Genomic DNA, 26357 nt, shown 5'->3' on the forward strand with positions numbered 1-26357 from the left:
GCAGAGCATGGAACAGTTCGAAGGCAAAGTGGCCGTTATCACCGGGGCAGCCAGCGGTATTGGCCGCGCCCTGGCCCAGCGGTGTGCTTCCGAGGGTATGCAGGTAGCGCTGGCTGATGTTCACCCCGGGAAACTGCAGGCCGTCGCCACAGAGCTGGAAGAAAGCGGCTGCAAAGTCCTCACTGGTGTGGTGAATGTCGCCGATGCAGAGCAGATGAACGCCTTTGCCGCGCAGTGCCGCGCCACGTTCGGCGATATCCACCTGCTGTTCAACAATGCCGGGATTCTGCGCGTGGGAATGACCTGGCAACACACCGCCGCGGACTGGGAAAAAATACTGTCCGTGAACGTCCTCGGGGTGGTGAACGGAATCAATGCTTTCCTGCCCGCCATGATCGAGGCGCAGACCGACGCCCACATAGTGAATACCGGCTCCGTCGGTTCCCTGGTGGCGGCACCCGGCATGGCGCAGTACACCGCCTGCAAAATGGCCGTACGTGGCATCACCGAGACACTGGCCTACGACCTCGCCGCGTTGCAATCACCGGTCGCGGTGTCACTGCTCTGCCCGGGACCGGTGCTTACTTCAATCAGCGATGAACTCCTGGGTATCACCGACAGCGCGGCAGCCACCGATGCGGCGGACCACCTGATGGCCGGAGAACCGGGCTTCATAACACCCCAACTCTGCGCCGACCGGGTATTCGCCGGCATTCGCGCAAACAGCTTCTGGATCTTCACCCATCCCTTCAAGGGTTACCTGCGCGCGAAAAACGAAGCCATGCTGGAGGGAAGCAACCCGCGCTACGATGAAGTCACCTTCGACGCCAACCCCTGACCAGGCGGCGGCCTACAGCGCGAACTTGTGGCCCCACAGGCTGGGTGTTGCCGATACAGTCGGCGTGTAATCGCTCCAGTCCATCTGCAGGCCCTGGCAGCCGAACTCCAGCGGAAAGCCACCCGGCGTCATCATGTAGAACGACAGCATGCGATCGTTGGTGTGGCGCCCCAGGGTGGAGGTGACGGGAATGTCCCGCGCCAATACGCGGTCCAGGCAGTAACCCACCTCATCGACAGTGCTCACCTCCAGCATCAGGTGAATACAGCCCGCGGCGTTTTCACACTCGAACAGCGCCAGCGAGTGATGCCGCGGGTTGTCGGCGTGGAGAAAATACAGGCCCAGCCCCGGGTCGGCGGGATCCTCGCTGAAACGAAAGTTCATATAGTCCGTATCGCCCATGCCCAGCAGCTCTGTGTAGAAGGCATGGGTCTCTTCCAGCTTTGACGCAGGCAGTACAGCGTGACCGAAACCTGCACTGCCGTTGCAGCCGGTTTCAAAGCCGGCGATACCCTGGGGCGAAACGAACTTCAGGTAGTCCAGGGTAGCCCCGCAATAGATTTCAAGGCGATTGCCGGAAGGGTCGGAGCAGCGGATAAAGCGACGTACGCAGCGTTCGCCGGCCTCGGCTGCGCTGCCCCATGCAAACGCTACCCCCGCCTCTTCCAGTCGCTTGCAGAGTTGATCCAGCGCGGCACCGTCGCGCACCTCCAGACCGCAGCACAACAGGTGGTCCTCCTCCCCGGGCACCACCGCAAAGCGGAAGGGACGCTCATCGATTTTCAGATAGACGCTGTCGCCAGCGGGCATCCCCGGCGCCTGCATCATGCCCAGTACTTCAGTGCCATAGCTCAGCCACTGCTGCGGATCCCGGGCGGCGATGAAGACATAACCCATGCTGGATATCATTTGCTTGCTCTCATTTAAGGTAAGGGGTGTGCCTGCAGCTGTGGGTCAAATACCCATATCCGTGGTTTCCGCACCCAGCAGCATGCCGCCGAAATTGATTTCGAAGGGCTCGGATACGTTGGCAATGTGCGCCTGGCTGGAGAGAATATCCCGGTGCTGCTGTAGCAGCGGGCTTTCATTGCGAATGCCGGAGGAGCCGGCCGCCTTCAGCATCTTCGACGAGAGTTCACGACAGCGATCCGCCACCACGGCGGTATCGTAGCGATAGCGCGCCCGGTCGAGCAGGTCGGCTTCGACGCCGTCCCGCGCGCAGCTCATCAGCTCGTCAAAATTGCAGAACAGGGTGCGCTTCATGCACTCGACTTCCGCCTTCACCCGAGCAGCTATACGCCGGGCCGTTGGATCATCGCGCATCGGGATAGGCCCGCTCCAGCGGCTGCGCCCTATCTCCAGGTACTTCTCCAGCGCGCCTTCCGTTGCGCCGAGGGTGGCGGTACATACGGCACGGGCAAAGACCTGCATAAAGGGCAATCGATAGAGCGGTGGCTTGTGCGCAAACTTGGCGCCGCCCCTGTCCTCTCGCATGCGGTGCGTACGGTGTTCCGGCACGAAAGCATCATCGACCACAATATCGTGGCTACCGGTCCCCTTGAGGCCGACCACATCCCAGTTTTCCACGATGCGATAGTCCGAACGCGGCAGCAGAAACGTGCGGTAGTTCTGCATGTCAAAGGGCGCCTCCTCGGTGGGCACTACGGCGCCGAGGAATACCCAGTCACAGTGTTCGCAGCCGCTGGAAAAGCTCCAGCGGCCACTCAATTTAAAACCACCTTCAACCGGCACCACCCTGCCCACCGGCGCGTAGGAGGAAGATATCAGCACACTGTTGTCGTCGCGCCAGACTTCCCCGGCGGCCTCGTCGTCAAACAGGTTGATCTGCCAGTTGTGCACACCGATGACTCCCAGCACCCAGGCCGAGGACATGCAGGTCTTCGCTATTTCCAGCCCCAGAGCAAAAAACACCTGCGGATCCATCTCATATCCGCCGTACTCGCGCGCTTGCAGGACCCTGAAAAATCCCGCTTCCTGGAAGTCGTCAATGGTCGCATCCGGAATACAGCGCTCACTCTCTGCGGCGGCGCGGCGCGCTGCCAGGACAGGGTGCATGCGTCGGGCGGCCTCGAGCAGTTCGTTTGCCCGCGGTGAACCCAGGCTGTACAAGGCCGGTGACGACTGCGGCGCCTGTATCGGGGTGGTGGTTGCTGTCATGTGCTATCTCCTGCCTGTCTGGCGATTTCCCGGGTCGTTGCCTGGCAATGGCGATGCCGGAAACTACCTGCCCCTGACTCTAGAGGCTGTCCCTGGCTGCCGGAAGGCGCTGCCGGTAATTACTGCGTTCACCATTCGGCGCCAATCCACGAGCGCCGGCGGTGTCCGCTGCTTCAGGCCTGCAGACGACGTACCGGGCGAGCCTCAAAGTTGTCCAGCGGCAGGTGATGGACATACTCGATGAGGAAATCGATAAAGTAGCGAACCTTGGCCGACAGGTACCGGGTGTTGGGATAGACCGCCCAGCATTGGCGGTCGTAGCCGTTCCATTGCTGGCGCGGTACTTTCACCAGCTCGCCCCGGGCCACCGCCTCGCGCACGAAAAAGTCCGGGAGCTGCGCCAGGCCGATACCCGCCCTGGCCGCCGCCAGCAGATTCGCACCGTCCTCGCTAATCCAGTTGCCCGACACCTTTACCCGGGTGGTGCCCCGAACCTTGTCGGTATTGAACAGCCAGCAGCGTTCCGGTGTGGTCAGGCAGTTGTGTTGCTGCAGATCTTCCGGGCTGGCCGGCATGGTTCGCGACTGCCAGTAGTCCGGAGAGGCACAGAGACTGAGGGAGTAGGCACCAAGGCCACGCGCCTTGAGACTGGAGTCCTCCAAATCGTCATAGCGCAGTGTGAGGTCGTAGCCGTCGGTCAGCAGGTCGACATCGCGAAAACTGGAGTGCACTTCCACCGACATATCCGGGTACTCCCTCGAGAACGCCGCCACGGCGCCCGCCATGAAGTGGGTACCGTAGCGGCTGTTGATGGCCAGCTTCAGGGTACCGCGCGGGGTAAGTTGCATATCCGAGAGGGTCGACTCAGCCCGATCGAAGTGCTCCGACATCTCTTTGCAGTGGGCAAAGAAGACCTCGCCCGACTCGGTGAGCGTGAGGCGCCTGGTGGTACGCTGCAGCAGGCGAACGCCCAGCCGGTCCTCCAGCAGACCGACCTGCTTGCTGATATAGGACTTGGAAGCACCAAGCCGCTCCGCCGCCGCGGTGAAACTGCCGACCTCGACGACGCAGATGTACTCCTCGATCCCTTCCCAACGTCCCATCATGCCACCTCCTGCTGCAGGTTTTGCTTCGGGAATCTATTCCGCCTGATACCAGATAGCCGAACTCACTGCCCGCTCCTGGATACTGGTGGGTTGCGGCGCCTCGATACCGAGCCTGCGCGCATCGTAGGTTGACCAGCGCGGTGTCGGTATTTCAATCGCACGGGCGTAGTAGAACGCGTCGCTGTCGCCGTCAAAGTCCGGGTCGCGCCAGAATGCATTCAGCTGCGTCGCGCCGAGGCTGTTGCTGTAACTCGCCGCGGTCACATCCACCGTATTGCCCACCGGCGCCGCATCACCGCCCTCTTCCAGGCGCCCCGCGTCGGACAGTGCCACATTGTAGATGCGTTCGTGACTGCGCCCGTCATCGTCAACCCAGGCTTTGATGATCTGTACCCGGTCCAGGTTGGCCCCGGCAGGGTCTTTCGCCGCCCAGATGAAAAAGCCGGGAGCGCTGTGGCGCCCGTCAGCAGGAACGTCGCTTTTCGACAGGACCCCGCCCATGGGCACGCCCCGGGCATAGGCCAATTGCAGCGCATCTGCGCGCTGCCGCAGTTCATCGCTGTAATTGAAACTGCCAAAGAAGCGCAGCAGAATGCGCGGCCCGGAGGTGGCAAAGGTTTCCCGGCGCACCAGGGCGTCAAAAATCGACTCGCGGGTATTTTCCTCGGCCCAGACACCGGCGAGACCCGCCGCTCCCCACTTGCGGGAACGGCGCAGGGAATCGGGCAGCGGAATGGCCTCGCCCATCCGGATCGCGGCAGTCCCGTCCATCAGCGGCAGTTTTCCGTGGTGATTGCTCTCCTCCACCGAAGAGCTCGCATTGTGGCTGTCGGTGCTGCCAATCACCCCGAAACGGTAGGGATTGAAGCCCTCTGTGTGGGCGAACTCGATGCCGGTTCGCAGCGCATCCCGCGCGTAACTGCCCTTGGGCTCACTGTCGTCGCCGGTCGGGCTCAGCTGGCTGTTCATAATTTCGAAATCCGCGAACTCATCCTCCGGTGACAGCATGGGATGGGTTTCGGAAGTACCTTTGATCTGGAAAATTTCGCTGACCGGCTCGTTGCGGGTACGCTGCTCGGCATAGTCTGCGGTAATCGGGCTGCCGTCGTAACGGGTTTGCCGGTACATCAGTCCGTTGGAAACGTTGCCGTTGTGGGGAATGGCGATCACCCGCTTGCCCGCCGCGCGCTGTTCGTCCAGCAGATCCCACAGGTCCTCGGGATTCTCCGACTCGAATGAGCTGAAGGGGGTCTGCGGTACATTGCTGTCGCGGTAGATCACATTGCGGTGCAGGTTCTGGCCGTCGGGCATGGACGTCCATTCATAACCGACAAAGGTGGTAAACACGCCCGGATCATAGTGGGCGTTGGCGCTCTCCACCGTCGCCCGCCAGGCGTCGCGCACTACGGCCGCCACGGACGGATCGTCGGCAAAGCGCTTCTCACCGGTAATATCCCGCGCCACGGAAAGAACCACCGGAATCAGCGACAGCGGACTGTCGTACAACAGGCGATCACGCAGGCTGCGCTCTTCCAGCGCCTCGACGCGGCTGTCGTCAGCCCGCGCGGCGCCAAGGTATTCCGCGTGGTCGGTCACCGCGGCAAAGTCCAGCGGTCGGTCGATGCGAATCGGATAACCGGCGCCGTGCTCGATGGTGCCCCCACGGGTAAATACATAGGCGTCATCGGGCGTCGAGCGGACCCCCATAGCATAGGCATCGGTCGAGTAACTGGTGTGGATGTGCAAGTCGCCCCACAGGAGGTTGCGCAGGGGATTGCGATCTACACCGGGCTTTGCCGGAGGTGATTCAACGGCCGCAGCATCAAAGACGGGAAACAGGGTGGGATCCTCCACCGGGCTGCAGCCAAAGCACAGCAGCGTCAGAACGACGAGGTAGGTACGATTCAATCCTGTTGGCATGAGCTCACCCATTTGCCGGTTGACGAGACGCCGGGCTGGCAATCAATCACGGCGGCGGCGCCTGCGGCGCAGCCAGACAAACACCAGCAGCACCGCAGCCAGCACCAGGAGAAGCACCGGCAAGTAGCGTGGTAGCCAGACAAACACCAGTGCGTTGAGTGCTGCCTGCTTTTCAAAGACATAGTTCTCCGGTACCGGCAGCACTCCCACTCGCTGCACATAGGCGGCATAGTCCGCCTGTAGCTGGGCAAATACTTGCGGCAGTTCTGTGGCGAGATTGCGGGTTTCGCCGGGGTCATCGCCAATGTGGAACAGGCGCCACTCGCCGTCGCCCAGCGGCGGACGGTTGCGCACCAGCTTGTAGGGCGCGCGGTAAAGGGCGGAGTGCCCGGCAAATTCATAGCCGGTTGGTGCCGCACCGGTTGGTGCCGCGCCGGTTGGTGCCGCGCCGGTTGGCGTCGCTGCACTTTCGACGGAGTCAGGGCCGCCGAGACGCGGCACCAGGCTGGCGCCGTCCAGGGGCTGGTTCGACAGCGAAGAGACACCGGCAAGTGCCAGCAGAGTGGGAGCAAGATCGGTGATGTAGGCAAATTCCCGGTCTATCCCCCCCCGCGGGACAACGCCCGTACCGGCGATAATCAGCGGCACACGCACCCCACCCTCACTGGCCGAAAATTTGGCGCCGGCAAGCGGCGTGTTGGATACCGCACCCCAGCCGCGCCCCGCAGCCACCCAGCTACCGCGTATACCCAGTGTTTCCACTGCCCGTGAGTAATGGCGATCCAGCCATGCGCGCACAAAGCGGCTTTCATAGGGCTCGGCCACCGTGGCGCCGTTGTCAGAAAGAACAACGAATACCGTGTTGCCGTAGTCGCCACTGTCGCGCAGATAGTCCAGCAGGCGGCCAATTTCATGGTCCATGGCGGTCGCCATGCCGGCGTAAACCTGCATGCGCCGGGCTTCAAATACCTGTTGCTCAGGGCTCAGTCTATCCCAGTCCTGCTGGCCTGGGCCCGCTGCCGCCGTGGCGCCGGCGGGCAACAGGCCGAGTTCAGCCAGGCGGTCGATGCGCCTATCGCGAGCCCTCGCCCAGCCCTCGGTGTAACGCCCCCTGTAGCGCTCAATGAACTCTGCTGGTGCCTGCAACGGCGCGTGATTTGCCTGGAATGCCAGGTAGGCAAAGAACGGGCTTTCCTGGTCTCGCCCCGCCTCAAGAAAGGCGATGGTGCGGTCGACGAAAGCGGTGGACGAATAGAAATCCGGCGGCAGGGCTGCGAGTCGCTGGCCGTTGTCATACCAGTAGGCCTCGGACTTCAACGGCAGATAGGGGCGCATCTCGTAGTTGTCGGCGCCGTTGTCCGCCTGTATCAGTGAATCATCGAAGCCCCGGGCCGGCGGCAGGTTGCGGGGCTCGTGCCCGAGGTGCCACTTTCCCGCAATTGCCGTGCGATAGCCGGCATCCTGCAACTGCGTTGCCACGGTTGTCACCCGGTCATTGAGGACGCCGCCGTAACCCGGTTTTCCGCGATGGGAGAAGGGAACCGACTCGCGCATGTTGCCGATGCCGGCGCTGTGATGATCGACACCCGTCAGCAGCATGGCGCGGGTCGGTGCACAGCTGGAGGCCGTGTGAAAGTTACTGAAGCGCACTCCCGCCCCGGCGAGGGCGTCGATATTGGGTGTGTCGATTTCACCACCGAAGGCGCCAAAATCGGAGTAGCCGATGTCGTCGACCACAATCAACACAATGTTCGGCGGGGGGAGACCCGGGGGCGTCTGTGCCTGTGCCGGTATTGCCAGCAGCAGGAGCAGCACCCACCAGCCGGGCGCATTCACCCCGCACCCGACTGGCCCCCGCGAGGTGGAGGTGGCGAACACGGCGGCCCTACTCCACATCGAAGGCAATAGGCATAGCCTTGATGGCATTGATGAAGTTGGATCGCATCCAGCGGATTTCGCCGTCGAAACGGGGCCGGTAGATACGCGCGAGAATTTCCCGGAATATCACCTCGAGTTCCAGCCGTGCCAGGTGGGAACCGATGCAGAAGTGCTCGCCGACGCCGAAAGCGCGGTGATTGTTCTTCACATCTTCCCGCTGCGACCGCGTAATATCAAAGGTATCGCCATCGCTGAAAACAGATTCATCGGCACTGGCTGAACCATAGTAGAGCTGCACCCGTTCACCCTTGCGTATCAACTGCCCACCCACTTCCACATCATCCATCGCCGTGCGTTTGAAGGTGATGACCGCCGGGTTGTAGCGCAGGAATTCTTCGATAGCGCCCTCCAGCAAATCGGGCCGGGACTGCAGCAGGTCGTACTGCTGGTGCGCGATCAACAGGCGCATGCCGTGGGTAGTGACGGTGCGGGTGGTTTCATTGCCCGCCACAATCAACAGCAGGAAAAAGTTGCTGAATTCATCGTCCGACAGCGGCTCGTCCTCTACCGTGCCATTGAGCAGTACATTGACGATGCTGTCGCCGGGGTTCGCCCGGTGGGCGGCGGCAATCTCCTGGGCCAGCATGAACATCTCGATCATCGCGCTCACCCCGTCTTCTTCCGAGGTTTGCAGCTCCGGATCATCCATGCCAATCATGATATTGGTGAGTTCGAACAGCCGCTGGCGGCGCTCCAGGGGCACGCCCATCAGTTCGCAGATGGCGATTAGCGGCAATTCCGAAGCGATGGCAGTGACAAAGTCACAGCGGCCACTCACCATTGCCCGATCGAGAATATCGCTGGCCACTTCCTCGAACCGCGCGCGATAACTGTCCACCACCTTCGGCGTGAAAGCGTTGCGAATCAGCCGACGGTACTTCAGGTGCCGGGGTGGATCCATATTGATCAGCTGCATGCGCAGGAAAACCAGGCGCTCTTCGTCGGGTTCACCCGGCATGCAGGACCTGGCTTCGGAAGAGAACAGTTGTGGGTTCTTGGAGACAAAATCCAGATCCTTCTGCCGGCTCACAGCCCAGAAGCCCTCACTCTCGCCCGCGTTTTCCTGCCAGCAGACCGGTGCCTGTTGCCGCATCCAGGCGTAAGCTTCGCGGGGGTGACCCTGCTGATACAACTCGGGATTACTCAGGTCAAAGGGGCAAGCGGACATCGCGGACTCTCCTGATTATTGTGGACACCACTATATCCGCGATGCCCACACAAAGAGAGACGCGATTGACCGCGCTCAGGGGAAACACTGTTCTCCAGCAGCTCCGGACGCCAGGCTGATCAACGCCCCGGACCTGAACCTTGCGGCCAGAACCTCAGGGGTCCCGACTTGCACCGGAGCTGCGAGTGTCGGGCCGAAACCAGATTGGCGAGCTGTAGGCACGCTCCTGCTGAACCAGTTCGGTGTCCGGCGGCAGCTCGACTCCGAGGCGGGCGCGGTCGAACAGGACCCAGCGCGGGGTGGGAATTTCCAGGACCCGCACGTAGTAAACCGCCGCCTGGGCGGGATCAAAATCCGGGTCCTGCCACACAGTCGACAGTTCCGCGCTGCCAATACTGTTTGCATAGCGCCCGTTGTCGAGGTCGACCGTATTGCCCACTGGCGGCAATTCACCCTGCTGGTCGACGTCGCGATTTCCCGACCAGGCCACGTTGTACACCCGCTCCTGCGCAGCGCCCGACTCATCCAGCCAGCCCTTGATAACCTGCATCCGGTCGAGGTTGGCACCCTCGGGATCCTTCAGGGCGTGCAACATAAATCGCGGGGCGCCATCCCCCGCCGGTGGCAGGTAGGCGCCCATCGGCACGCCTTTCTCGTAGCCGGTCAGCGCGGGGTTGGGCCCCGCCAGGTCGTTCTCGGTGAAATGCCAGCCGCCGAAGAAGCGCAGCCGGATGCGCGGCCCGGTGGTGGCATAGACCTCGCGGCGTTGCATGGCGTCGAACAGGGCCTCGCGGGTATTCTCCGTGGCCCACACCGCGGCATAGCCAGAGGCCAGTTGCAGGGTGTTGGGCATGTTTGCCTCGGGGATACCCCAGAAGGTCTGGCTGCGACGGGGGCCGGGTTCGTCGCCGGCCTTCTTGCCCCAGAAATTGTCCTCCTCCACAGCCGCCAGGGCAGTGTGGGAATCAGTACTCCCGATCATGCCGAAATTGTAGGGGTTTACGCCGGTGCTCTGCTCCAGTTGCAGGCCCACCTGCAACGCGGGCCGGGCGTACTGGTAACGCTGCATGGCCGGTGTTTGCGGCGAATTCATGGCGATGTTGTACTGGTCCCAGGTGCCGTAGTCGGCGAAGGCGTCGTCGGGAGACAGCAGTGGATGAGCCTCGCTGTCGCCCTTGATCTGGGTGACTTCCATCAGCGGCTCCCAGCGCTGGCGTTCCCGCGCATAGGCGCTGTCCAGAGGCCGGCCATCCTGTGCGGTTTCAGCGAACATGCGCCCGCCGCTCAGGTTGCTGTTGTGGGGAATGGCCAGCACTTTACCGCCGGTTTTTTCTTCGTAGTCGGCCAGCCAGCGCCACAGGTCCTCCGGGTCATCGCTGTCGAAGGCAGAGAAGGGCGTTACCTGGTTGGCGTGATCGGCGCCGTCGCCAAACACCACAATGCGGTGCAGGTTGTCGCCGCCGGGCATGGCGGACCACTCGAAGCCGACAAAGGCGGTGAACACCCCGGGCTGGTTGGCGGCATCCGCCGCCCGGTTATTGGCTTCCCAGGGGGACGGGATGCCCTGGGGCAGGGTCAGCAGGGGCTCGCCATCCTCGTAGGAATTACCGATATCCAGCATCAGGCGGCCGTAGGCCGAGGGGTCGCCCTCCGCGACGATACGCTGCCAGGCCCGGGCGGTGCTGTTCTGCATCAGGATCGGGTCACCACTGCGGATCAGCGGCATTACACCGAGGTATTCCGCGTGGTCCGCCACCACCAGAAAATCCAGTGGCCGGCTGAGCCTGGCCGGCATACCGTTGGCGGCGGTCACGGTTTCACCCCGGGCGAAGCGGTAGGCATCCTCCGGACCGAGGCCAGTCACCCCGAACAGGTTGGCATCCATGGATACCGAGGTATGCAGATGGGTGTCGCCCCAGTACACCTCCCGCGGGTAGTCTTTCCCGGCCCAGGGAGAATAGTCCTGGCGCGGGTCGCGCTCTGACTCGGCCTGTACCGCAAACGTCAGCAGCGGCAGCAGTGCGGCGGCGAGAGTGAACACAATCCGGCGTCGTTGCGACGGCATACAGTACCCCTTCTGATTATTATGCGCGGTGTACTGCCAGTATAGGCAGGCCCGCGAAGGGCCCGCCATCCCCGCCGCCAGCTGCGGCGCGGATTTAGTTCAGCATGGCGAACTGATCGCCAGCCGGTTCAGCTACCGGCGCTGTTCAGGTAGATGGTCTTGCCGCGAGCGATGGTTTCCAGCACCGGAATATCCTTGATGCTTGAGGGCTCAGCTTCCAGCGGGTCCTCGCCCAGCACCACCAGGTCGGCCTGCTTGCCAACGGTGAGGGAACCTTTCAAATCCTCTTCGAAGTACTGGTAGGCGCCGGCCTGGGTCATGGCGTACAGCGCGTCGAAGGGCGACAGGCGTTCATCGGCCCCCAGCGTCACGCCGTGGCGGGTTTCGCGATTCACGGCAATCCACATCAGCCGCATCATGTCCGGGGGCACAACCGGTGTGTCATTGTGGATGGTGAAGTGTACCCCTTTCTCCAGCGCCGATTTGGCGGGGCTGATATGGAAGGCGCGCTCGTCGCCGAAGCTCTCCCGGTGCCAGTCACCCCAGAAGAAGGAGTGTGCAGAGTAAAAAGAGGGCACCATGTCCAACTCTTTGGCGCGATCCACCTGGTCCGGGCGCATCACCTGGGCGTGGATAATTACCGAGCGATGGTCCGGCAGGGTCTCTCCCTCGAAGGCCTCCTCGACCGCATTCATCGCAAGGTCGATGGCGGCGTCACCGTTGCCGTGCATGTAGATGGGGATGCCCAGATGCAGCAGTTCGTCCGCCTGGGTTTTGAAATCCACTGGCTTCACTGTGGGATAGGCGGTGTAGGGACCTTCGACGCCTTCCGGGTTTTCGTCGTAGGGCTCCGTGGTCCAGGCAGTGCGCCCCTGGGGCGAGCCATCCAGCACGAACTTCACGCCGCCAATCCGCACGCCGCCCTGGTAGCCCTCGGCCTTGAGTCTGGCCACTTCTGCAACGTCCAGATCGCGGGCCACCGGTACCATGACAATATCGGCTTCGATGTCGCCGTTTGCCGCCATTTCCCGCAGTACTGCCACATCACCCATATTGGAGGCGCCGTCCTGGATGGTGGTGATACCGAAACTGGCGAAGTAGTCGATGGCTTTCAGCATCTGCCCTTTGAACTTCTCCGTATCGCCACTGCTGGCCAGGAACTGGGGCATCATCAGGGTATGGGTGGCGGCCTCTTCCACCACGCCGTTGGGAATATTGGTGCCTGCAATGCGCCGGAAAACGCCGCCCTGGGGGTCCGGTGTGTTCTCGTCGATACCGGCAGCTTCAAGCGCCGCGGAATTGGCGGTGCCAAGATGTCCTGAGACGTGCATCATGTAGATCGGTACGTCGGTGGAGACCTTGTCCAGGTCCGCCCGTGTGGGATGGCGCTTTTCCGCCAGCAGGGAGTCGTCATAGCCGTAGGCCATCAGCCACTGCCCTTCCGCCGGCGGATTACTGGCCAGGCGGTCGCGCAGCAATTGCTGGATATCCTGGATATTCTCCACCGGCCCCACTGGTGGCGAAGAGGCGTTCACGTAGTCGATGAGGCGCGCCTGCATGGTGACGTGGCCGTGGCTGTCGATCAGGCCGGGAATCAGCGCCCTGTCGCCAAGTTCCACTATCTTCGTCTGCTCGCCGAGCAGTTCAGCCGCCGCACTGCGATCACCAACGTAGACGATCTTGTCGCCGCGAATCGCCACCGCCTCGGCTGCGGGCTGGTCGGGGTCCATGGTGATGATGTGATCGCCGTAGAAAATCCGGTCGGCCGGCAAAGCCGCCAGCGCCGGGATCGAGGACAATGCGGTGAGTGTTGCCAAACCCAATGGCGCTAGTGTTCGCTTCATGCAGACTCCCTGGACATTTGTTTTCCGAATCGTCGCACCGGCACGAGACCGGACGCTATGAAAGATCGCGTTGCCAGCCCCATGAGAAAGATTTTCAGCGAGGAGGTACAGGACCAGAAGCCGACAGGTCATGGGGCCAGCAAAATCCGGCACTGATTAGTTGGCGAAATCGCACTGCAATGGTGCGTTAGCGCTTCAACGCCGGAAGTGTGCGAGCAATTCTACATGGGGCGTCTGCGGGAACAGGTCCAGTGGCTGCACCGTCAATGCCTGGAAGCCTGCGGTGAGGATTATCCGGCTGTCGCGGCAGAAAGTGGCCAGGTCGCAGGATATGTAAAGCACGTCGCTCAGGCGGTTGCGGGTGTCGAACAGCTCCTGCGCAGCCTGCAGTCCGTCGCGCGGCGGATCCAGCACCAGTACGCGGGCCTCGCGATGCGCCCGTAACAGCCGGGGATAGGCGCCGCCCTGGTAAAGGTTATGGGTTTGCACGCGCACCCCCGGCAGGGCCAGGGCCGCCAGGGCACGGGTGGCCTCCTCCACCGCCTCCACCGCGACGATGTCGGCAAAGCCCGCCCGGGACAGCACGCGGGTAAAGTTGCCGGAGCCGGCAAACAGTTCCAGCACCTGGGCGTCGCGCGGCAGGGGGTCGAGCCGCTGGGCCAGCCACTGCTGCATGTACAGGTTCTGATCGTCGTTGCCCTGGCGGAAGGGCAGGCGCTGGCTCACACTACTGCCGAGTTCGGCGTCGATATCGATGGTCGTCCAGTGACCGCGCTTGCGCGGGCGCCATTGCCGGTTCGGCAACTGATCGCGCAACCCTGCCAGGTGGGTTGCCGCAGCGGGGTTCAACACAGGGCAGTGGGGCACATCCACCAGTTCACGCCCCCCGGCGGACAGAAAGCCCAGGCGCTGGCCATCGCTGCGCAGTTGGGCGCGATTGCGATAGCCCAGTTCCTTCGGGCTGGGCACAAGCGGAAGCATCTGCTCCGGCGGGATGCCCAGGCGCCCCAGCTCGCCCTCGACCCGGCGCTGCTTGGCCTCACACTGGGCAGCATAAGTGCTGAACTGCCAGGGACAGCCGCCGCAATCGTCCCGGCCCTGGCCGTGGAGTTTGCAGGGCGCTGTACGACGTTGCGGTGAAGGGCTGTCAATCTTTACCAGTTCGCTCCGGGCAAAGCGGCTTTTCACTTCCGTCACGCGCACGGTAACCGCCTCGCCCGGCCAGGCGCCGGGCACAAAGACCACCCGGCCGCTGTCGTGTTCGAGCACGCCGTGGCCGCTGGAGCTTAGATCGCGGACTGTCGCGGAAAAGATAGTGCCTTTGTTCAAGGCCATAGGTCTGGGCGCCTCAGCGGTGGTCGCCGTCCCGGTAGTACCAGCGACCGGCAATTTTTTCGAAGCGGCTCAGTTCCTGCAGCCGGTGGCCGCGCCCCGCTTCCTTGAACCGGGCGACAAACTCGACGCTTCCGAAGTCATCGTTCTCGCCGCCGGCCTCGGTGCCCACGATACGCAGGCCGATCCAGCGCTGCGCGGCATCCAGCTTCACCCGGGAGGGGCGGGTCGCCGGGTGCCAGGTCGACAGCAGATAATCGGCTACGCCGCGGGCAAAAGCGGTGTAGCGTGAGCGCATCAATTGTTCGGCGGTGGCGGCGGTCTCACCGCCCGCCAGGTAGCGGCCGCAGCACGCAAGGTAGTCACTGCCGCTGCCACAGGGGCAGGCCGTATCCTCGTCAGTAGAGTCGGGCGCCATCAGCGGGGATCACTAACCGACGTTGTGGTAGACCTTCTGCACATCCTCGACGTCGTTGAGCATATCCAGAAACTTCTCGAACATGGCCTCGTCATCGGCGGGAATCGGCGCGGTCTCTTTCGGTACGAACTGAATTTCCTCCACTTCGAACTCGATCTCGCCAAAGGCCTCATTCAGTGCGGTGCGCGCCTTTGCGAATTCGGTGGGTGGTGTAAATACGGTGATCTTGCCGTCTTCACATTCGATATCCTCGACCTCCACGTCGGCCAGCATCAATGCTTCCAGCACGGCTTCCTCGTCGTCTCCGGCAAACAGGAAAATCGCGCTGTGGTCAAAGGAGTGACTGACACTGCCGGGCGTGCCCAGCTTGCTCTTGGTCTTGGTGAAGCACACCCGCACATCACCGATGGTGCGATTTGGGTTATCGGTCAGACAGTCCACAATCACCATGCAACCGCCGGGGCCAAAGCCCTCGTAGCGAGCGACGGCAAAATCCTCCCCGGCGCCGCCCTTGGCCTTGTCGATCGCCTTGTCGATCACATGGGCCGGCACCTGGTCGCGCTTGGCACGGTCAATGGCGCTGCGCAGGGCCAGGTTGCCAGCGGGGTCAATCCCCCCCTGCTTCGCGGTCACGTAGATCACGCGCGCGTGCTTACTGTAGACCCGGGCCTTCTGGTCCGAGGTCTTGGCCATTGATTCTTTGCGGTTCTGGTAGGCTCTACCCATGGGTTTCGATCCGTAAAAGCGCGGATTTTACCTCAAAACGACCGCTCCGCCAGCACCCCTGGCCTCCTGCAGCCGCGTCCCGCTGCGGGCATACCCGGAACTGGCCCGCAGCGAGCCAAACAATCCACCAGTGGGTATACTCTTGCGCTCTGGACAGGGAAGTACCGTCACACCATGCCAATGAAGCGAAAGCTATCCATCACCCTGCTCGCCACAGTGCTGCTGAGCGGCTGCGACGCCCTCGGCGCCTTCAATTTTCTGCAGGCCGGCCGCATCGCGCCGGCCTTTGACGATGTGGCCTACGGCGATCACCCCCGCCAGCGCCTGGATATCTATCTGCCCGCAAACGCAGGCCCGGCCCCGCTGCTGGTGTTCTTCTACGGCGGCGCCTGGGATTCCGGCGAGAAGTCGAAATACGCCTTTGTCGCCCGCCGTTTTACCGCCATGGGCTATGCCGTGGCAATCCCCGACTACCGCCTGGTGCCGGAAGTCCACTTTCCCGCCTTTCTTGAAGACTCCGCGGCCGCCCTGGGCAAGTTGCGATCACTGGCGCAATCTCACAGTGACCAGCTCAGCACCGCCCCGCTGATCCTCGCCGGGCACTCAGCCGGCGCCTACAACGCCATTCAGGTGGTGGCGGGCAGTGACTTCCTCGAAGATGCGGGGCTGGCGCCGCGCGACATTGCCGCCATCATCGGGCTGTCCGGTCCCTACGATTTCTACCCCTACAAGGTCGCCTCGTCCCGGGCCGCCTTCGGCGCCACCCCGGCCGCGCTCAGCCAGCCGGTCAAGCAGGATCTCTCGCGCCTGCCCCCATTGTTGCTGATCACCGGCGACAGCGACGACACCGTAAAGCCGCGCAACTCGATCCGGCTGGCCGAATTGGCCCCGGATGCGCGCTTGCAGGTAGTGAAAGGACTCGGGCACGTCGGCACTCTGACCGCACTGGGGCACTACCTTACCTCCAACCCGGACGTCATCGCTCCGATTGAGGCCTTTTTGCAGGGCCGGGAGCTGCAGCCCCCTGGGCCCGGCACTGGCATCGGCCGCACAGGGGAACCCGGCAGTGCTATTGGTACGCAGCCGTAAGGCTGGCGGTACCTGCGGCTAGCCGGCGTTACCCTTGATCAGAATCAACTTGCCGGTCTGGGGATCGCGGTAGACCCGCCCCAGTGACTCCATCCCCTCGGCACCACTCTCGATCTGCTCCCTGAGCGACCCCGGCGGCTCTGCCAACTCCTGCCCCTGGCGAATATCCACCGCCTCCTGCAACCGGAAGTGCTGGCGCAATTCCTGGCTCTGGGCGATCAGGGCAACCAGCAGCCCGAGGGCGAACACCAGCATCACGTCCATGATGTTGGCGAAACCCGCCAGCGGATCAGTGTCCGCTTCGCTGAATTGGCCCTGCTGCCAGGGCGGACGTTTAAACGCCATCGGCAATGACCGTCATCGCGCGCCAGGTTTCCTCGTACCAGCGACGCCGCACACGCCCGATAAGATAGGCGAGCAGGCCAACCAGCAGGCCGATCACCGTGGTATCAAAGGCCACAGTAAGGGCGGTGGCGAGAATGTCGAGATTGCCGGAGCCGAGGGCCGACAGGCCCGGGCCCAGCGGAATCAATGTGCCCATCAGGCCCAGGATGGGACCGCTGCGTGCCAGCAGGTCCGCCCGCTCCAGGCGGCGCTGGGCGTAGCCCTCAAAGTGCGCAACCTCTCCCCGCCGCAACCTCGCCAGTGTCAGGCTGCGCTCGGCGAGGGCCGTACCCAGCTCCCACAGCGTGAGCAACAGCGCCAGGCCGAGCGCGGCAATCACCGGGTAAAGCAGCCAGCCGACCACCTGGTGCAGTATACCCAGGGTAAAACCGTGAATGATCATGCCGATCCTCCTTGCGAATGACCCGGCGCCGGGCGGGCGTGGCGCAGGCCGCGGTAGAAGCCCGCGGCGATCACCAGCAACAGCGCCGCCAGCAGCAGCCAGCGCCAGGGGGGCGTCTCGCCTGCCTCAGCGGATTCACTCTGCGTTGCAACGGCTGGTGCCTGTTCGCCGGGCTGCTCCACCTCCTGCAGCTCAACCTCTGTCAATCGATGAATTTCCTGCGCCGCTTCCGGCTCGGCCTTCGCTCGCTCGATGACCTGTTCCAGCGCCTGCCAATCGTCCGTGTTCAAGTGCTGCTGCAACCAGGGCAGCATGGGGTGGTCCGGCGTGGTGTGGCCGCTGCCCGGCAGGCCGTTGGCACTGACCAGTTTGGCGAACTCCGCGGCCAGCTGTTCGGTTGTAGCCTCATCCGCGTGCCAGAAGTCCTTGTGAATCGCCACCAGCATGATCGCCAGCATGTTGCTCTTCACATGCACGTTGTGACCCGCCTCCAGGAAGGTATCGAGCTGCAGGTCGTAGCGATCGTCGACATACACGTCCTTCACCTCCTGCCAGGCCCAGTCGCCCACCAGGGTCGGGTTGGTCACTTGCCAGCCCCACAGGTACTCCAGGAACTCGCTGCCCATGGTGCGCGCACCGGCGTAACCGTGCTCCATCAGCCCCTGCAGCCACTCGGGGTTGAGGAAACGGCCGCGCAGTTCCTGGCGCAGTGCTACCGCCAGCGGCTCGGTGTACACCCGCTCCGGGTTGGCGTGGTTGAGTACAAAATTGTTCGGCGCGGTCCCGCTCAGGGTTTCCACCGCCAGGCTGAGGCCGCCGAGGTAATCGAAGGCGTCGTTGTTGTCGATCAGTCCGTAGAGATTGCTGGAGCGGCCGAACCAGGTATTTTCGACATCCACCAGGACACTGCGGAACGCGTCCGCCACCGGCGCGCCGAAGGCGCCACTGCCCTCCCCGCCGCGGCCATAGCTGTGACCCAGGCGACGCAAATAGACCTCCGCCAGCTGCGCCCGCTGCTGCCAGGCGCCGGAGCGCTCCACCAGACGATTGACTCCGGCGCCGTAACTGCCGGGCGCATCGCCGAACACGCGCAGGCTGGCCAGCGCGCCGGCCTCCGCTTCCGAGTGGCCGGCCGCAAGCAGGGCGCGGGCCTGCTTCACCCAGTGGGCAGCCACCTGGTTCTGTTTCAGGCTCTCGCTGCCGCCCATCGCGGCGCCGCTGCCCTGCTCGCTTTGCAATGGCTGTAGCGCCTGGGCCAGGGCCAGCGTCAGGGCAGGATAATCCTTGCGGATCGTGTCGGCGCTGGCATCCAGGGCCATCAGCACCGCTTCATCCAGCAGCGCCATCTGCAGGCTGTAGAGGTCACGGAACAGGCCGGAAGTGGTGAACACCATGTCGCGACGCACTTCGCCCGCGGCGAGCTCGCGACGCTTCAGCCCCTTCACCAGTCCGCGACTGTTCCACACCGGCTCGAGGCCCAGCATGTCGAGACCAAAAGCAATCATCACGCCCTCGTCGCGCACCACGTCGGAGGCCCACAGTACCAGCGCCTCGCGCTTGCCCGGGTTCATCGCCGTACTGGAGCGCGCATTGGCTGCCATCTCACGTCCCAGTTCCCAGGCCACCGGGCTCGGAATCAGGCTGTTATCCAGGGCGTAGAAGTTGCGCCCGGTGGGCAGGCTGTCGGGGCTGCGGATGGGATCATTGCCCGGCCCGGGGGCGATGAAGCCGCCGTCGAGACCGCGCAGCAAGGCATCCATCTCCGCATCCGGCGAGGCCAGCAGCAATTGTTGCCAGGCCCTGCGCTCCTTGTCGCTTGCCGGTGCCATGGAATCCAGCATCATGTTCACGGCTTCGCCACTCCAGTCGCGGCCGAGTACATGCAAGCCAAGTGGCATGAAGCGCTCCTGCAGATCGGTGAGGTAGTGACCCACCTCGTGCACCAGCATGTCGTCGTCCACTTCATCGAAGCTGATGCCCATCACCGCCAGTTCGGCCGACATGGCCTCCGCCAGTTCGTCCCGCAGCTCCAGGGCATCCACCTTGTCGCGGATCTGCGTTACCAGGCGCTTTTCCAGCGCGACGTTGTCGGTGCCGTGGCTGGCCTCGAAGCTCTCGATCAACTGGCGCAATTGCAGCAAATCGTCGTACAGGGGGGTGTGTTCCAGCGGCGGCGTGAGATGGTCCACCATCACCGCCAGGCCGCGACGCTTGGCCTGGATGCCCTCGCCGACGCCGTCGACGATATAGGGGTAAATGCCCGGCACATCGCTGGCGATGATGCGCGAGTAATCGTCTTCCGCCAGCCCCACCGAGCGCCGCGGCAGGAATTCGTAGGTAGAGTGGCGGCCGAGGTGGACGAAAGCGCCTGCCCGGAAAACATCCCGCAGGTAGTGGTAAAAGGCGAGGTACTGATGGGGAGGCGGAAATGCCAGGTTGGCGTGCAGCAGTTCCTCGTTGATCTCCCAGCCTCGGGGCGGCTGCGGGCCGATGAAAATATTGCCGAAGCGGATACCGGGCAGCAACAACTCCCCCTCGTAGGTCATTACCCTGCCCGGCGCTTCGCCCCAGCCGCCGAGGCCCTCGATACCGGTTTGCTGCAATGCATTGATCAGGGTCAGCGCCTCGTCCCAGCAGGGTTCGGCGCGCTTTTCTATGGTCCGGTCATAGCAGTGCTCGAGCTGGCCCAGCAGGGCCAGCGCCCGGTCGCGGGCCGGATGCTCGACCCCCTCCAGCAGGTGGTGCATTTCCTCCACGGTGTGGTGGAGAGCTTCCTCCGCCAGTGCCGGCTCGCCGGCCGCCACCGCGGCACGCAGCTGTTCATGCAGCAGGCCGAAGGGGCCGCTGACCATTTCCCGCTGGATACTGGCGGGCAGCCCGCTGAACCACTGGCGGTAAACGTCGGCGGACATGTGTGTGACTAGCGGGCTCATGCGCTGCAGCGCGGCAGGGTCGTTGGGCAGGTTGACGCCGCGCTCCTGCATCAGATCCAGCAGTGCCTCCTGCGATGGCGGCAGTTCTCCAGTGTTGTAACCCTCCGCCTTCAGGCGATTGAGCATCTGCCACAGGGAAGCCGGCACATCGAGGTTGTCGGCGCCGATATTGTGGCGCCCGGGTGGATGGTTGTAATAGACAATGGCAACGCGCTTGTCATTATTCGCTACCGCTTGCAAGCGCTGCCAGCGAGACACTCGTGACAGCAGAGTTGTCATACCCTCGGCAACCCCGGTTATTGGCTGGATGCGTATGCCGGTCATCGGATCGTCGGTTACTTCCCCCGCCGCGGCAATCACCAGTGGCTGGCTGGCACCCTGCAGTTCCGGCATGGCCACCTGGTAATACACCTTGTCGTGGGCGAGGCCGTCTGCGGAGAGCTGGCGCTCCAGCGGTGTGCGGTCGCGCAGCTTGATCGCCTTGATGACCGGCACATTCAGGGATTCAAAGGCGTCGGCCACTTGCTCCCTACCCTCGCCGCCGCCGATCACAAAGTCCTGCAGCATCACTATCGCGCTGAGCTGCCGGGCCACAGGCTTGAGCGTCTCGACGGCGGCAACGCCCGCTTCACCCCAGTAGGCGAGGCCGATCAGGCATTGCTGCTGGAAGGCCTCTTCTGCCTGCCTGCAAAGTTCACGCAACAAAGCGTTGTCCGCAGGGCGGTCGCCGCCGGCATGATCCAGTACCACCAGCAGCGGCTTGTCTTCGACAAGCGCGGGCAATGCAGTGCTGAATGCATCGCGATACTGCCAGCGCAGGCGCGGCACCGGTGTCGCTGGCGGCGCGGCAATATCTGCACCGAGAAAATTGAAGCCCCAGGCAAACAGGCTCGCGATATTGGCGCTGCCGCCGGCCTGCCAGTAACGGCGGGCGCCGAGCCATTCCGCCTGGGCGGGATAGCGCTGTTGTAACTGCACCAGTTTGGCATTGAAATCGCCGCTGTGGGCCATGCCGGCGAGTTCGCGCAGCAGTTCATCGCTGTCGAAAACCGGCGCCAGTGTCACCTGGCTAAGGCGAATCAGCCGGTGATCACTGTTGAAAATCAGGCGCGGCGTTGTGCTGGCCGCAAAGCGGGGCGTGAGCTCCGCCACGCTGGCGCCAAACAGCCCCGCCCCTAACACCAGGTCACTGGCGTCGATCAGCGCCTGCTGCTGGCGCGGTGTCATCTCCCACAACTGCACATCGCTACGCGCCACGATGCGATAGCCAGCGTGCTGTGCATTGAACTGCCGCGCCGCTTCCGCGATGGTTTCGGCATTGCGCTGGGACGTAAGCATCAACAGTTGCAGGGCATCGTCACCTCGCTCCCCCGCGCCCGATGACACTAGCGGCAGCAACAGCAACAGACAGAAGCCCGCCAGTGACAGCAGGAAGTTGGGAGTGCGTCGTGTCAGGGCCATAAATGCCTCTCCTGCAGAGCGTGTATCACGATGTGGGTTGCGCGACGGCCGTGCTGTCAGGCCGCAGCTTGCGGGCTGGTCGCCCTGGGGAGCGCCTTGATTTCGGTCGCAGCCGCCGCCAGGCAATCACCACCGAAGTGAGCGACAGCACAAAGCCGGCGACACTGAGCGCGATAACCACCAGGTCCCACAGGGGCCGGCGGTTGATCAGAAACTGGAAATCAAGACTGTGCAGGCCGTTGTAAAGCCAGCGTTCAAGCCGCCCGGTGGCGGTCAGGCAGTTGAGCAATTCACCGGTGGCGAGGTCGATGTGAAACCAGCTCTGCGCCGGGTCGTCGTAACGGACCCGCAGCACCGGCAAGGGGCGCCAGTCGTCGTGGTGGACGTAGTAGTAATTGTCGTAGGCCGTGAGCGTATCGACAGCGCTGACTGCATGACCGGTCATCATTGCGTTCAGTTGCGCCAGGGCTGCTTGCGTCCAATCCACAGGGACTGCCGCACCAACGCTTGCCGGGCGCATTGTGAGAGGCTCCCGGGAGTTGCCACCGCCAACCGTGTACAGGTGCGGCCACCCCGCCAGCCAGTGCCAGACGACCTCGCGGCTGTGCGGCCGGGCGACAAGCACCTGGCGCAGCTCCTCCGCTCCGGCGCTGCCCTGCAGGGCGGACTGTGCCGGAGGCACCTGCCGGTACGAGGCGCGCTGGGTGGCGTAGGGTACGTCCTCATCGAAAATACCCCAGGGCCCCATCGACATCAGGCCGCTGAACAGGTAGGTGGTCAGGGGAATGAGAAACCACAGCCCCAGCAGATGGTGCAGTTTCATGGCCCCACGGTAGGGCGTTACGTCCCGGCCACGGTAGCGTTTGCGCCATCGCAGCCGCATGCAACCGATAACGGCACCGGAGAGGATGGACACCAGCCCTGTGAGGGAGAGGACAACGACCACCCAGTACCAGACCTCGCCATGGCGGCGCAGTTGCAGGGGATAAATCCAGTGCAGGTTGGCGCCCAGCCAGTTCCAGGCGCGTTCACTGGTGGAGGTGTCGCGAACCACTTCCCCGGTGCGGGAGGACACATAGAGCTGGGTTCCCCGGGCGTCATTGAGTGAAACCCGATGCAGGGGCCGGTGACGATGCAGCTCGCTGGACACCGACCACTGATCCATCCCGATCCGGCCCAGGTAAGTGGGCCCGTAACCCGCTGCAATGCCGAGTGACTCTGCATAAACAGCGGCAGCGCGCAGTGCATCCCCGGTACCGAACTCCGTAAAGCGCTCGCCGGTGTCGGCGAACATACCGAGCTGCTCTCGCCCCGCAGTGCGCAACAGGTAGGCTGGTCGCCCTGTCACGGTGCTCAACCGCAGGCTGTCGATCTGGAGGTCGCCGTCAAGCTGGGCCAGTAATGCCCGGGGACCAAACTGTAGCGACTCCGCCTGCAAGGCCGGCAGCGCGGCCAGTCTTTCGTCGACACTGAGCCGGGGAAAGCCGATATACATCATCACCACGCCGGAGAAAAACCACGCGGCAAACAGCAGGCAGAGCCCTATCCCTAACCAGCGGTGAGCCAGGTACAAGCAGCGACGCCAGTTCACCACACCGCTCCATCTGCGACGCGGGGATTACCGTCACCCGGCCAGTGGGGCCGGCGATACAAACACATGGTCGCTCCTCAATCACACCTGTTGAAAGCGGGCGGAGGAGAGAATGACAGGCGGCACGGTCCGGCAAAGGGAAGACAGCCTGCACAAGGAAGCCCTCCGCTTCATCACTGCAGAATCAAGAATGCGAACGTACGTGGGAGAGAAAGAAGGGAAACCCGCCGCGACTCAGCCCGGCAGGTCAACCAGCGTGAAGCCCTCCGCTTCATCGTCGCAGTCACTGCATGTATGGCGAGAACGCCAGCAGGCCGGTTTCGGGCTTGCGGATACAGCGATGTATCCGCATACCGTTGCGGGGGCAGCGGAGGCTTTGTCAGCGGCGGCCATTAGGTTTGCACACCCTTGCCGTGACGCACCACACTTCCCGTTTACCCTGCTCCAGTTGTTCCCGGCGAAAGGAAAAACGAGCAGGCACCTGATGCAGGCGGAGGATTGTACTGGCGCGTACAAAGACACGTCAATGCGCAAACCGCCGCCCAGGCGCGCTGTACAAAGACCAGGTGTACGGCTAACCTCCTGCGCTGCTGGTGGCGCAACGGGGCTTGTCCCGTTGCCTGAAAAGGGAACCCGGTGCAATTCCGGGACTGACGCGCAGCGGTAATGGGGAACGAGATCGGCACACAGGCACTGTTCACTGGAACGGGAAGCCGCCGGTTGAGGCTGGTAACTTGAGGTTGCCGAGCTCCTGAGTCCGAAGACCTGCCAGCAGAAACGGCTTACGTCCTCGCGACCCAGGGCACCAGCAACGGTATTGCATCTCCCGCTCTGCACCGGCAGAGGAACGGGCTGCGTGCACTCCGGGTCTGGATAGTCGCGAGGATTGCCCTTACGCGTATATCCTGCAGGAGAGTGCCATGACACCCCGTAACCTGTCCCTCGCTGTCGCCGCCGCAAGCGGCCTGGCGGCGATCCCCGCATCCGCATCCACCGATACACGCCTGGAAGAACTGCTCGTCGTTGACCAGAAACTGGAAGAATCGATTCCACTGACCCTCGAACGCTATGGCAACCAGGTGGAAGTGATCACCGCCGAGACCATCCGCCAGCACAGCTTCGTCGATGTCTCCGATGCGCTGAAAACCCTGGTTCCGGGCCTGCACATGTCGCCCAAGAACGGGCCCTTCGACTATTTTTCCGCCTCCCTGCAGGGCGCTCGCAACAAGGACATTCTCTGGCTGGTGGATGGCGTACGCATCAACAACCGCCTGTACAACAACACCAGTCCACTGGATACCCTTCCCCCGCACATGATTGAGCGGGTAGAAGTACTGAAAGGCGGCCAGGGCATTTTCTACGGTACCCAGTCGGTAAGCGGCGTGGTCAACATCGTGAGCAAAGACTTCAGCGAAGAAATCGGCGGTGCTGTCGGCGGCGGGATCAACAGCAATGACGGCTCCAACCTCAACGGTTACGCACGCGGCGCCCTCGGTGCTCATCAGTTCGTCGTCTACGCCTCACAGGACCACGCCGATGGCTATACCCCCTTCGACGATGACGCCATTCAATCCAGCGTCACCGATACCGACCGCAGTTACAACGTAAAGTCCGCCGGCCTGAAGTACGCCTACAATTTGAGCGACGACACCCGCGTTTCCGCCATGTACCAGTACACCGATGCCGATCTGGATTTCGCGCGCCCAGCCCTGAACAAGAAGACCACCAACCACCGCGAGGAAGGCCTCACCACCCTCAAACTGGATTCACGCCTGTCGGACTACGCCCAACTCTACTTCAAGGGCTATCTGCACGAGTGGGACACCTACTACACCCGTATCTACAATGAGTTGGACGACAACGGCAACCTGACCGGCGGCGAAGTGGTGCTCAACGACGACGCCTACTGGGGTTACGAGGACTACGGCTTCAATGCCATGGTGGAGCTGGACTTCGACGGCAACTTTGAATATGTACTGGGTTTCGACCAGCAGAATTACTCCGGCGTGGACGAAGTGTGGCGCATCGCCGACCAGGAAGAGACAGTGAATGCGGTCTTTGCGCAATTGCGCACCTCCGAGAAGCTGTTCGAGAACAGCCTGTTTGCGCTGGGTGTGCGCAACAACCGGCCCTCCGATGCCGACCAATCCACCGTCTGGAACCTGACCGGCAAGCACGACTTCAGTGGGGGCTGGTATGTGCAGGGCAATGTCGGCACCTCTTTCCGTCTACCCGACGCGGAGGAACTGTTCCTGAACGAGTACTACGACCTGGACGGCGACGGCGTGCCCGACAATGGCTGGTTCGCCATCGGCAACCCGGAACTGGAAGCGGAGGAAAGCGAGAACCTCAATCTGTCCGTAGGTGCCAGCTTTGAGCGCTTCCAGTTCGAGCTGACCGGCTTCAGGCGCGATGTCAGCAACTACATCAGTGCCTACGTCCCGGTCACCATCGGCGGCGTTACCGGCGAGACTTTCGAGAACAGCCGAGACGAGGTGAACATCGAGGGGGCGGAACTGCAAACCAACTGGCAGATGACTGACAGCCTGCGCGGCCAGTTCAGCTACACCTGGACCGGGGCCCGCCTTAACGACGATGGGGAGCAACTCAACGACATCCCGGAACGCGAATCCAAACTGAGCCTGAACTACCGGCAACCCGGCAGCCCCTGGGGCCTGAATTTCACCACGGTTCATGTTGGCGAGATCAACGACCGGGAAACCCGCGACAGTTACACCGTCGCCGATATATCGGGGTTCCTCACCCTCGGCAGTGACCAGCAGCACCAGCTTACCCTGCGCCTGGAAAACATTGCCGATGCTGAATACGCGACCGATATCGGTACCGCTAACGAGGATGCTACCGGCAACAGCTATCTGTACCGCAGCCTGGGTATGGAGCGCACCCTTCACCTTGGTTACTCCTACCGATTCTGAAGGCGGGTATACGGTGGCCGGCCCGCT

General features: G+C 63.0%; 18 protein-coding genes and 2 riboswitches. Of the genes, 3 read left to right on the plus strand and 15 right to left on the minus strand.

Annotation, left to right across the window (positions count from 1 at the left end; all coding sequences use genetic code 11):
• The first annotated feature begins 7 nt into the window (after nucleotides 1-7).
• Nucleotides 8-838: an SDR family NAD(P)-dependent oxidoreductase gene (locus FVW59_RS10625; RefSeq protein WP_148064244.1), complete on the plus strand. Its 831-nt coding sequence runs from the start codon at nucleotides 8-10 to the stop codon at nucleotides 836-838.
• Between the two features lie 12 nt (nucleotides 839-850).
• Here FVW59_RS10625 and FVW59_RS10630 read toward each other — a convergent pair whose 3' ends face one another.
• The 11 genes from FVW59_RS10630 to FVW59_RS10680 form a co-directional block, all read right to left on the minus strand.
• Entirely contained in the window at nucleotides 851-1747 is an 897-nt protein-coding gene (locus FVW59_RS10630) for a VOC family protein (protein WP_148064245.1), read from the minus strand.
• Between the two features lie 45 nt (nucleotides 1748-1792).
• Nucleotides 1793-3016, minus strand: a complete 1224-nt coding sequence (locus FVW59_RS10635; protein ID WP_148064246.1) for an acyl-CoA dehydrogenase family protein — start codon at nucleotides 3014-3016, stop codon at nucleotides 1793-1795.
• Between the two features lie 173 nt (nucleotides 3017-3189).
• Nucleotides 3190-4122 carry a LysR family transcriptional regulator gene (locus FVW59_RS10640; protein ID WP_148064247.1) on the minus strand — a complete coding sequence of 311 codons (933 nt, stop codon included), beginning with the start codon at nucleotides 4120-4122 and terminating at the stop codon, nucleotides 3190-3192.
• 33 nt (nucleotides 4123-4155) lie between these two features.
• Nucleotides 4156-6042: a DUF3604 domain-containing protein gene (locus FVW59_RS10645; protein WP_148064248.1), complete on the minus strand. Its 1887-nt coding sequence runs from the start codon at nucleotides 6040-6042 to the stop codon at nucleotides 4156-4158.
• Between the two features lie 42 nt (nucleotides 6043-6084).
• The gene (locus FVW59_RS10650; RefSeq protein WP_187275844.1) at nucleotides 6085-7920 is read right to left on the minus strand and encodes a sulfatase family protein; all 1836 of its coding nucleotides are present in this window, start codon (nucleotides 7918-7920) and stop codon (nucleotides 6085-6087) included.
• A 7-nt stretch (nucleotides 7921-7927) separates the two neighbouring features.
• Nucleotides 7928-9148 carry a cytochrome P450 gene (locus FVW59_RS10655; protein ID WP_148064250.1) on the minus strand — a complete coding sequence of 407 codons (1221 nt, stop codon included), beginning with the start codon at nucleotides 9146-9148 and terminating at the stop codon, nucleotides 7928-7930.
• 154 nt (nucleotides 9149-9302) lie between these two features.
• Complete coding sequence (locus FVW59_RS10660) at nucleotides 9303-11213, minus strand: DUF3604 domain-containing protein (RefSeq protein WP_148064251.1); 1911 nt, start codon at nucleotides 11211-11213, stop codon at nucleotides 9303-9305.
• A 128-nt stretch (nucleotides 11214-11341) separates the two neighbouring features.
• Nucleotides 11342-13057: an amidohydrolase gene (locus FVW59_RS10665; RefSeq protein ID WP_187275845.1), complete on the minus strand. Its 1716-nt coding sequence runs from the start codon at nucleotides 13055-13057 to the stop codon at nucleotides 11342-11344.
• Between the two features lie 195 nt (nucleotides 13058-13252).
• Nucleotides 13253-14392, minus strand: a complete 1140-nt coding sequence (locus FVW59_RS10670; protein WP_148064253.1) for a class I SAM-dependent RNA methyltransferase — start codon at nucleotides 14390-14392, stop codon at nucleotides 13253-13255.
• A gap of 13 nt (nucleotides 14393-14405) precedes the next feature.
• Entirely contained in the window at nucleotides 14406-14807 is a 402-nt protein-coding gene (locus FVW59_RS10675; RefSeq protein ID WP_148064254.1) for a YchJ family protein, read from the minus strand.
• 12 nt (nucleotides 14808-14819) lie between these two features.
• The gene (locus FVW59_RS10680) at nucleotides 14820-15533 is read right to left on the minus strand and encodes a YebC/PmpR family DNA-binding transcriptional regulator (RefSeq protein ID WP_148064255.1); all 714 of its coding nucleotides are present in this window, start codon (nucleotides 15531-15533) and stop codon (nucleotides 14820-14822) included.
• 174 nt (nucleotides 15534-15707) lie between these two features.
• Between FVW59_RS10680 and FVW59_RS10685 the strand changes: the two genes are divergently transcribed.
• Complete coding sequence (locus FVW59_RS10685) at nucleotides 15708-16622, plus strand: alpha/beta hydrolase (protein WP_148064256.1); 915 nt, start codon at nucleotides 15708-15710, stop codon at nucleotides 16620-16622.
• Nucleotides 16623-16640: 18 nt separating this feature from the next.
• Here the strand turns inward: FVW59_RS10685 and FVW59_RS10690 are convergent, their stop codons facing one another.
• The 4 genes from FVW59_RS10690 to FVW59_RS10705 are packed head-to-tail and all read right to left on the minus strand — an operon-like array spanning nucleotide 16641 to nucleotide 23394.
• Nucleotides 16641-16967 carry a DUF2149 domain-containing protein gene (locus FVW59_RS10690; protein WP_148064257.1) on the minus strand — a complete coding sequence of 109 codons (327 nt, stop codon included), beginning with the start codon at nucleotides 16965-16967 and terminating at the stop codon, nucleotides 16641-16643.
• Entirely contained in the window at nucleotides 16957-17409 is a 453-nt protein-coding gene (locus tag FVW59_RS10695) for a MotA/TolQ/ExbB proton channel family protein (protein ID WP_148064258.1), read from the minus strand. The genes FVW59_RS10690 and FVW59_RS10695 overlap by 11 nt, the downstream gene beginning before the upstream one ends.
• On the minus strand, nucleotides 17406-21803 hold the full coding sequence (locus FVW59_RS10700; RefSeq protein WP_148064259.1) for a cobaltochelatase subunit CobN: 4398 nt from the start codon (nucleotides 21801-21803) through the stop codon (nucleotides 17406-17408). Before FVW59_RS10700 ends, FVW59_RS10695 begins: the two co-directional genes overlap by 4 nt.
• 25 nt (nucleotides 21804-21828) lie before the next feature.
• The gene (locus FVW59_RS10705; protein ID WP_187275846.1) at nucleotides 21829-23394 is read right to left on the minus strand and encodes a PepSY-associated TM helix domain-containing protein; all 1566 of its coding nucleotides are present in this window, start codon (nucleotides 23392-23394) and stop codon (nucleotides 21829-21831) included.
• Nucleotides 23395-23689: 295 nt separating this feature from the next.
• A riboswitch (cobalamin riboswitch) is annotated at nucleotides 23690-23894 on the minus strand.
• Between the two features lie 74 nt (nucleotides 23895-23968).
• Nucleotides 23969-24181, plus strand: a riboswitch (cobalamin riboswitch).
• A gap of 133 nt (nucleotides 24182-24314) precedes the next feature.
• Between FVW59_RS10705 and FVW59_RS10710 the strand changes: the two genes are divergently transcribed.
• The gene (locus FVW59_RS10710; protein ID WP_148064261.1) at nucleotides 24315-26330 is read left to right on the plus strand and encodes a TonB-dependent receptor plug domain-containing protein; all 2016 of its coding nucleotides are present in this window, start codon (nucleotides 24315-24317) and stop codon (nucleotides 26328-26330) included.
• Nucleotides 26331-26357: the final 27 nt, after the last annotated feature.

It is taken from the genome of Parahaliea aestuarii, assembly GCF_008064635.1.
GTDB lineage: Bacteria > Pseudomonadota > Gammaproteobacteria > Pseudomonadales > Halieaceae > Parahaliea > Parahaliea aestuarii.

Coding starts and splice junctions, on each gene's coding strand:
- FVW59_RS10645 (WP_148064248.1), bottom strand. CDS start 6,042: ATGCCAACAGGATTGAATCGTACCTACCTCGTCGTTCTGACGCTGCTG.
- FVW59_RS10625 (WP_148064244.1), top strand. CDS start 8: ATGGAACAGTTCGAAGGCAAAGTGGCCGTTATCACCGGGGCAGCCAGC.
- FVW59_RS10680 (WP_148064255.1), bottom strand. CDS start 15,533: ATGGGTAGAGCCTACCAGAACCGCAAAGAATCAATGGCCAAGACCTCG.
- FVW59_RS10660 (WP_148064251.1), bottom strand. CDS start 11,213: ATGCCGTCGCAACGACGCCGGATTGTGTTCACTCTCGCCGCCGCACTG.
- FVW59_RS10685 (WP_148064256.1), top strand. CDS start 15,708: ATGCCAATGAAGCGAAAGCTATCCATCACCCTGCTCGCCACAGTGCTG.
- FVW59_RS10655 (WP_148064250.1), bottom strand. CDS start 9,148: ATGTCCGCTTGCCCCTTTGACCTGAGTAATCCCGAGTTGTATCAGCAG.
- FVW59_RS10690 (WP_148064257.1), bottom strand. CDS start 16,967: ATGGCGTTTAAACGTCCGCCCTGGCAGCAGGGCCAATTCAGCGAAGCG.
- FVW59_RS10675 (WP_148064254.1), bottom strand. CDS start 14,807: ATGGCGCCCGACTCTACTGACGAGGATACGGCCTGCCCCTGTGGCAGC.
- FVW59_RS10695 (WP_148064258.1), bottom strand. CDS start 17,409: ATGATCATTCACGGTTTTACCCTGGGTATACTGCACCAGGTGGTCGGC.
- FVW59_RS10665 (WP_187275845.1), bottom strand. CDS start 13,057: ATGAAGCGAACACTAGCGCCATTGGGTTTGGCAACACTCACCGCATTG.
- FVW59_RS10710 (WP_148064261.1), top strand. CDS start 24,315: ATGACACCCCGTAACCTGTCCCTCGCTGTCGCCGCCGCAAGCGGCCTG.
- FVW59_RS10700 (WP_148064259.1), bottom strand. CDS start 21,803: ATGGCCCTGACACGACGCACTCCCAACTTCCTGCTGTCACTGGCGGGC.
- FVW59_RS10670 (WP_148064253.1), bottom strand. CDS start 14,392: ATGGCCTTGAACAAAGGCACTATCTTTTCCGCGACAGTCCGCGATCTA.
- FVW59_RS10640 (WP_148064247.1), bottom strand. CDS start 4,122: ATGATGGGACGTTGGGAAGGGATCGAGGAGTACATCTGCGTCGTCGAG.
- FVW59_RS10635 (WP_148064246.1), bottom strand. CDS start 3,016: ATGACAGCAACCACCACCCCGATACAGGCGCCGCAGTCGTCACCGGCC.
- FVW59_RS10630 (WP_148064245.1), bottom strand. CDS start 1,747: ATGATATCCAGCATGGGTTATGTCTTCATCGCCGCCCGGGATCCGCAG.